5 protein-coding genes are annotated in these 6,142 nt (G+C 68.7%); 1 reads left to right on the forward strand and 4 read right to left on the reverse strand.

What is annotated here, in order from left to right; genetic code table 11:
• The first annotated feature begins 34 nt into the window (after nt 1–34).
• Nucleotides 35–1,885 (forward strand): glycoside hydrolase family 2 protein, encoded by a 1,851-nt coding sequence (locus ACFWBQ_RS36630; protein ID WP_385507728.1) that lies wholly within the window; start codon nt 35–37, stop codon nt 1,883–1,885.
• A 362-nt stretch (nt 1,886–2,247) separates the two neighbouring features.
• Here the strand turns inward: ACFWBQ_RS36630 and ACFWBQ_RS36635 are convergent, their stop codons facing one another.
• From ACFWBQ_RS36635 to ACFWBQ_RS36650, 4 genes are all read right to left on the reverse strand, one after another.
• Nucleotides 2,248–2,895, reverse strand: a complete 648-nt coding sequence (locus ACFWBQ_RS36635; RefSeq protein ID WP_385507729.1) for a dihydrofolate reductase family protein — start codon at nt 2,893–2,895, stop codon at nt 2,248–2,250.
• 397 nt (nt 2,896–3,292) lie between these two features.
• On the reverse strand, nt 3,293–4,468 hold the full coding sequence (locus ACFWBQ_RS36640) for a universal stress protein (RefSeq protein WP_385507731.1): 1,176 nt from the start codon (nt 4,466–4,468) through the stop codon (nt 3,293–3,295).
• A 55-nt stretch (nt 4,469–4,523) separates the two neighbouring features.
• Complete coding sequence (locus ACFWBQ_RS36645; protein ID WP_385507734.1) at nt 4,524–5,447, reverse strand: universal stress protein; 924 nt, start codon at nt 5,445–5,447, stop codon at nt 4,524–4,526.
• A gap of 512 nt (nt 5,448–5,959) precedes the next feature.
• Nucleotides 5,960–6,142, reverse strand: a 183-nt coding sequence (locus ACFWBQ_RS36650; protein WP_385487169.1) for a glycoside hydrolase family 15 protein, incomplete at its 5' end; no start/stop codon positions are given.

Consider the following 6,142-nt stretch of genomic DNA (forward strand, 5'->3'; position numbering starts at 1 on the left):
ACCCCACCCGCACCACCTGCTCCGAAGGATGAACATGCACCAGACGCCCCACCCGCCCAAGCCGGAGTACCCGCGCCCGCAGTGCGTCCGCCCCGACTGGCTGAACCTCAACGGTGAGTGGCAGTTCGAGATCGACCGCGGCGATTCGGGACTGGAGCGCGGCCTGCGCACCCGGGAGCTCACCGACCGCATCGTCGTGCCCTTCGCACCGGAGTCACGGGCCTCGGGCATCGAGGACACCGACTTCCTGCATGCCGTGTGGTACCGCCGCGACGTGATCGTCCCCGACGCCTGGGCCGGCCGTGACGTACTCCTGCACCTGGGAGCCGTGGACCACGACGCGACGGTCTGGGTGAACGACATCGAGGTCGCACGCCACCGCGGCGGCTTCAGCTCGTTCACCGCCTCACTCAGGGGAGTCGCGGCGGCGGGCGAGACGGCGACCATTGTCGTCCGGGCCCGCGACACCCCGTCGGAGCCGCAGGCCCGGGGCAAGCAAGCCACCTGGTACGGCAACACAGGCTGCCACTACACCCGCACCACCGGCATCTGGCAGACCGTCTGGCTGGAGCCGGTGCCCCGCGCGCACATCAGCTCGCTGAACATCGTCCCCCAACGCGCCACCAGCAGCTTCCACATCACCGCTGAGCTCTCGCACCACACTGCCGGCCTCACGCTCGAAGCCGTACTGACCGACGAGGCCGGCGACGTGTGCGTGGCCGCCGTGCCCGCGGACGACCTCACGCCCGGCCTCACCCTGCCGGTCCCGGCCGACCGGGTCCGCCTGTGGTCACCGCAGGACCCCCACCTGTACGGGCTGCGCCTGCGCCTCACCCGGGACGGCGAGGTGATCGACGAGGTCGGCTCGTACGCAGGCCTCCGATCGGTCGCGATCAACGGCAACCGCATCCTCCTCAACGGCCAACCCGTGTTCCAGCGCCTCGTCCTCGACCAGGGCTACTGGCCCGACACCCTGATGACCTCCCCCGGCGACGACGCCCTGCGCCGGGACATCGAACTCGCCATGGCCGCCGGCTTCAACGGAGCGCGACTCCACCAGAAGGTCTTCGAGGAGCGCTTCTACTACCACGCCGACCGCCTGGGCTACCTCGTCTGGGGCGAGTTCGGGGATTGGGGCTCATCCGGACAGGGACCGGCAGGTAACAACCAGCAACCCACCGCCTCCTTCGTCGCCCAGTGGCTCGAAGTGCTGCGCCGCGACCGCAGCCATCCGTCGATCATCGGCTGGTGCCCACTCAACGAGACCCACCAGCTCCTCCACGACCGACTCACTCAACTCGACGACGTGACCCTCGCGATGTACTTGGCCACCAAGGCCGCCGACCCGAGCCGCCCGGTCGTCGACGCGTCCGGCTACGCCCACCGCGTACGCGGCGCCGATGTCTACGACTCCCACTCCTACGAACAGGACCCGGAAGCCTTCCGCCTCGAACAGTCCGGCCTGCGGGACGGCCGTCCCTACCTCAACGAACTGGACGGAACGGCCATGTCCTATCCCTACGCGGGCCAGCCGTTCTTCGTGTCCGAGTACGGCGGCATCTGGTGGAACCCGCAGCGCCTCGGCGAGGACCAGCAGTCCGCGGACGACCCGAGCCGGGCCGACTCATGGGGGTACGGCCAGCGCGTCGAGAGCGTCGAAGCCTGGCACGAGCGCTTCGAGGGACTGACTCGCGTCCTTCTCGACAACCCCGACATGTTCGGCTACTGCTACACGCAGCTGACCGACACCTTCCAGGAAGAGAACGGCCTCTACGACTTCGACCGAAAGCCGAAGTTCGACATCGACCGGATCCGCACGTTCCAGACCACCGAGGCGGCCTACGAACGAGCGGAAGGGGATCAGGGGACGGCATTCCGCTCGTAGCGCCGCGGCTGTGACGGCAGGGGACGTCGAGGGGAAGCACGTACCTCCCTGGGATCACATTCAGCGCCCTTCCCCGGGCACCCAGTCCCCTCCTCCCCCGGCCCACCCGCACCTGCACGTGCTGTCTGCGCCGACGCGGGATCAAGGCCACCATCCGAAAAGGACGACCAGGCCGGCAACCGGCGTAAAGAGGACCCGACATCCGACGGCCACCCAGGTGCGACTCACAGGTTCACAAGCAGCGTCACGCAGCGGAGTGCGGCATCAACCAGCTCGAACAGCACCGGGCAGTGACAGCCCGGTTCGACCGGAAGTCGGTCCCGGGACTGCCGGCGCCCCTTGGGGTTGTCGACCGAGGCGGTTCAGAGACCGGTACGGGTGAACGTCACGTGCGTGACTCCACTGGGCGAGGAGGTGGCCTCGACCTGGTAGTCCTTCTCGAGTCCCTCCAGTCCGTCCCAGAGGCGTACGCCTCGGCCGAGCAGGATCGGGACCACCACGATGTGCATGTGGTCGATGAGCCCGGCGGCAAAGAAGTCGCGGATCGTGGTGGGACCCCCGCCGATGCGTACGTCCTGGCCACCGGCGGCCTCGCGGGCGGCCTCGAGCGCCTTGGCGGGCGAGGCGTCGATGAAGTGGAACGTCGTGCCGCCCTCCATCTCGATCGACGGGCGCGGGTGACGGGTGAGCACGAAGGTCGGTGTGTGGAACGGCGGGTTGGGACCCCACCACCCCTTCCACTCCGGGTTCTCGTACCATCCGGGCGGGCCGAACTTCCCGGCGCCCATGATCTCGGCACCGATCCCGGGCGTGAACTGCCGCGCGACGGCGTCGTCGAGGCCGCCGGTCCCGCCGGGCCGACCGATCATCTTGTGCCAGAACCGGGTGGCGAACATCCACTCGTGGAGCCGTTCGCCGGCGTGGCCGAACGGCGCGTCATGGCTCTGGCCCTCACCGGTGCCGAAGCCGTCGAGCGAGATGGAGAAGTTGTGGACGCGGGCGAGTGGCATGGCTGGCGACTCCGTTCCTTCTGCTGGTCGAGATTCGTCGGATCAGCTCGGTCATGAAGCGATGCCGACCGCCCCGATGTCATGACGCTCCATGCCAATTCCTCCCAAGCCTCATGGATAAACTCAATTCATGCTGAACCCGGCCCACCTCAAGATGCTGGAGGGGTCGCCCGACATGGCTCGGTAACCGAAGCGGCGAAGGGGCTGCATGATTCCAGCCGTCGGCCGACCACCACCTGGGGCGACCGGACACCGCATCTGTCGAGCCGGCCGTCCGGGCCGGTACGCCGGAGGCATGCGGTATCCGGACGAGGGCGGGCTGACCGCCGCGCAACGCGGACGACGCCCTTCCGGCCACCCCGGTCGCTCATGTGGCCGAGGGAAACGTGTCTGCGATCTACGCCAAGCCCGCAAGCTCGGTCCGGCCGTTCGTGAACGCCGGCGTAGAACGTGGGCGATCACGGTGAAGCGACTCCCAGTGGCCTGCGCCGACCGGACTCCCTCCGCATCGGGCCCGGTCATCGGGGTGCTCGGGAGGTGCGAATCCGTGACGTTCTCCCCGAGTTCCTGTACGGCGGAGGGCGGATCCGGTCTGTCGAAACGTCGACGAATTGTCCGGGTGGCTTCTCGCCTCGCCCTCGGCCTCCCTGCCATCGGCGTGATGCCCCGGCTTTCGCGCAGATAAGTCTTGGTCAGACAGTGGCGTGAGGAGCACCGGGCAGTGTGCGTGGTGCAGTACGGCGTGGGTGACGTGGCCCAGAGGGGCGCCGACGGGGAACGTTCGTCTACGGGAACCGATGACCACGGTGTCGGCTTCTGCGGTCGCCGCCACCAGCACGGCTGCCGCCGATGCTGCACGGACGACGTCGTGGCTCACCTCCAGACCAGGACGGTCCGTGTTGAGAGCGGCGACAATGCGTGAGACTTCGGCGGACTCGGTGGCCGCGAGCTCGGTCGGGTCGTCGAACATCGTCGCCATGCTGCCGACATTCTCAAGGAAGATCCACACGCTGAAAACGCGCAGCGAGGCTCCGCGGCGCAGTGCCAGGTCAGCTGCGAGGCGTACCGCTTCCCTGTCACGGTCGTCCCGCGCGGCGACCATGACGACCCCGGCCGCGTGGCTGCGCTCACGCGGGGGTACCACGACGGTGGGCACATGGGCGCGGGCCGCCACCCGGAGGGCGTCGGAGCCGACGAGCAGCCCGAGGAATCCTCCGTGTCCCCGGGTCCCGACGACGACCGTGCCGTCCTGTCCGGCCTCGCCGAGCAGGCAGGACGCAGTCTCGTACGGGCACGGGGCGGTCGAGACCGTGACCCCGGGAGCGGTCTTCCTCGCAAGCGCTTCCGCCTCGGCCAGTACGTCGACGGCGTGGTCCTTCGCCTCCCGAATCCCCTTGGCGGACAGGTGCGCATGCCCCGATTCGGTCCTGGTCGCGTGCACGATGCTCAGCGGCTGCTGCCGGGAATCGGCTTCGGTCGCCGCCCAGCGCACAGCTCGGTGTGCATCCTGTGTGCCGTCGGTTCCGACGACCACGAGCCTGTCCAGAGTCAGGCTTCGTCGATTGCTCTGCATCGTCCCTCCTCGACGTGTGGGGCCGGCGGCGACTCCTTCCACTCGGGCCCCGACGTCATCCGTCGTCCCCGAGCCCTTCGCCGATCACGCCCCTCTTGTCGACCTTGTACGGCACGATCTGCACGGGGCAGTGGGAATGGTGCAGCAGCGCGTGGACGACATGCCCGAGCCCGAGGACCGGGACACCATGCCGCTCGCGGCTCCCCACGACCAGTAGATTCGCCTCCCGGCTCGCCTCGACGAGCCCGGCCGCGGCAGACCGGGCCGTGACCACCTCGGTCCGCACCTTCGGACCGGAACGGTCTCCACGAACCCGGGAGGCAAGGTCGGCCAGCAACTGCTCGCCAGGGCCTGTGAGCCGTCCGGCGTCGTTGGGCGATCCCTGACGGCCGGCGAACCGGGTCAGCGGACTCCGGACATTCAGCAGACGAAGGACGCCCCCGCGATCCTGTGCCTCCCGCGCGGCCTGGACCAGCCATTCCGCGTCCCGTTCGTCTCGAACTGCAGCCATGACCGGTGCATCGTCCCGTCCGGTCCTGCCGCGCACCACGACGACGGGTACGGGGCTGTTGACGACCACCCCGAGTCCGACCGATCCCAGCAAAAGAGGGCCGAACCCGCCGCTGCCCCTGCTGCCGACGACAATCGTGTCGCCCTGCCGGGCAGCCGCGTGGAGCGCGGCAACCGGATTCCTGCGGCTCAGCTTGAGAGTGACGTCAAGACCGGGAAATCGGCTCCGTATCTCCCGATCGAGCTCTGCCAGCAGGACGTGGCCGTGTTTCCGGACATGTTCCGATGTCTCGAACGAGGAGAATCGGTCCAGGCGGTCCAGATCGGCGGCATGTACGAGGCACAGGCCATGCCGACCCCGGGCGGCCTCGGCCGCACCCCAGAGCGCAGCGCTCCTGGCATGCTCCGAACCATCCACGCCGACGACCGCTTTCGGACCTTCCTCGGCGCGTGACGTATGGGTACGCATTGCTGCTCCTCGTACGGTCCGTATGCCAACATTCTCATCCTGTTCGCTGCCGAAAGCGACGCGGCAGGTGTCCACGAAGACCGGAGTCCGAGGATCAAGGTCCTGGACCGCACGTGTGGACCTCCTGAACCTGCTGCCCGCCGGTGCCGGCCGCGGACTGCGCGCCGTCTATCGCACGGCGCTCCGCCGCTGCCCATGGGCCCACCGAGCGGTCCACTCGGCGTTCTTCCGTGACCGCGCGGGGCCGCGAACAGCTGGGCGCCGGATACCGGCCCACTGGCCGCAGCCCGCCCGACTCGTCATGAGGACCGAGGCCAGGGGCATGGCGGACCGACTTGCCGACGATGACACCATCACCGCGGCGCTCAAGGTCGTCTCGGTAAGCCAGCGGGCAGAGGTCCTGCCCTGCTGGAAGCAGTGGGCAGAGGTCCTGCGCTTGCTGGAGGCAGTGGGCAGTGCCTCTGGAGCAGTGCTCCACCAGGTCTTGCTCCTGCGGGCGATCAAGGGGGCATTCAGCCCAGCGCCCGGTCAAGGTTGAAGGCCGCGCTGATCAGCGCCAGATGGGTGAACCCTTGCGGGAAGTTGCCCTTCTGTTCGCCTGTGTGGCCGATCTCCTCCGCGTACAGGCCGAGATGGTTGGCGTAGGTGAGCATCTTCTCGAAGGCCAGCTGGGCATCTTCCCGGCGCCCGGCACG

Source organism: Streptomyces sp. NPDC060035 (assembly GCF_042736635.1).
GTDB lineage: Bacteria > Actinomycetota > Actinomycetes > Streptomycetales > Streptomycetaceae > Streptomyces.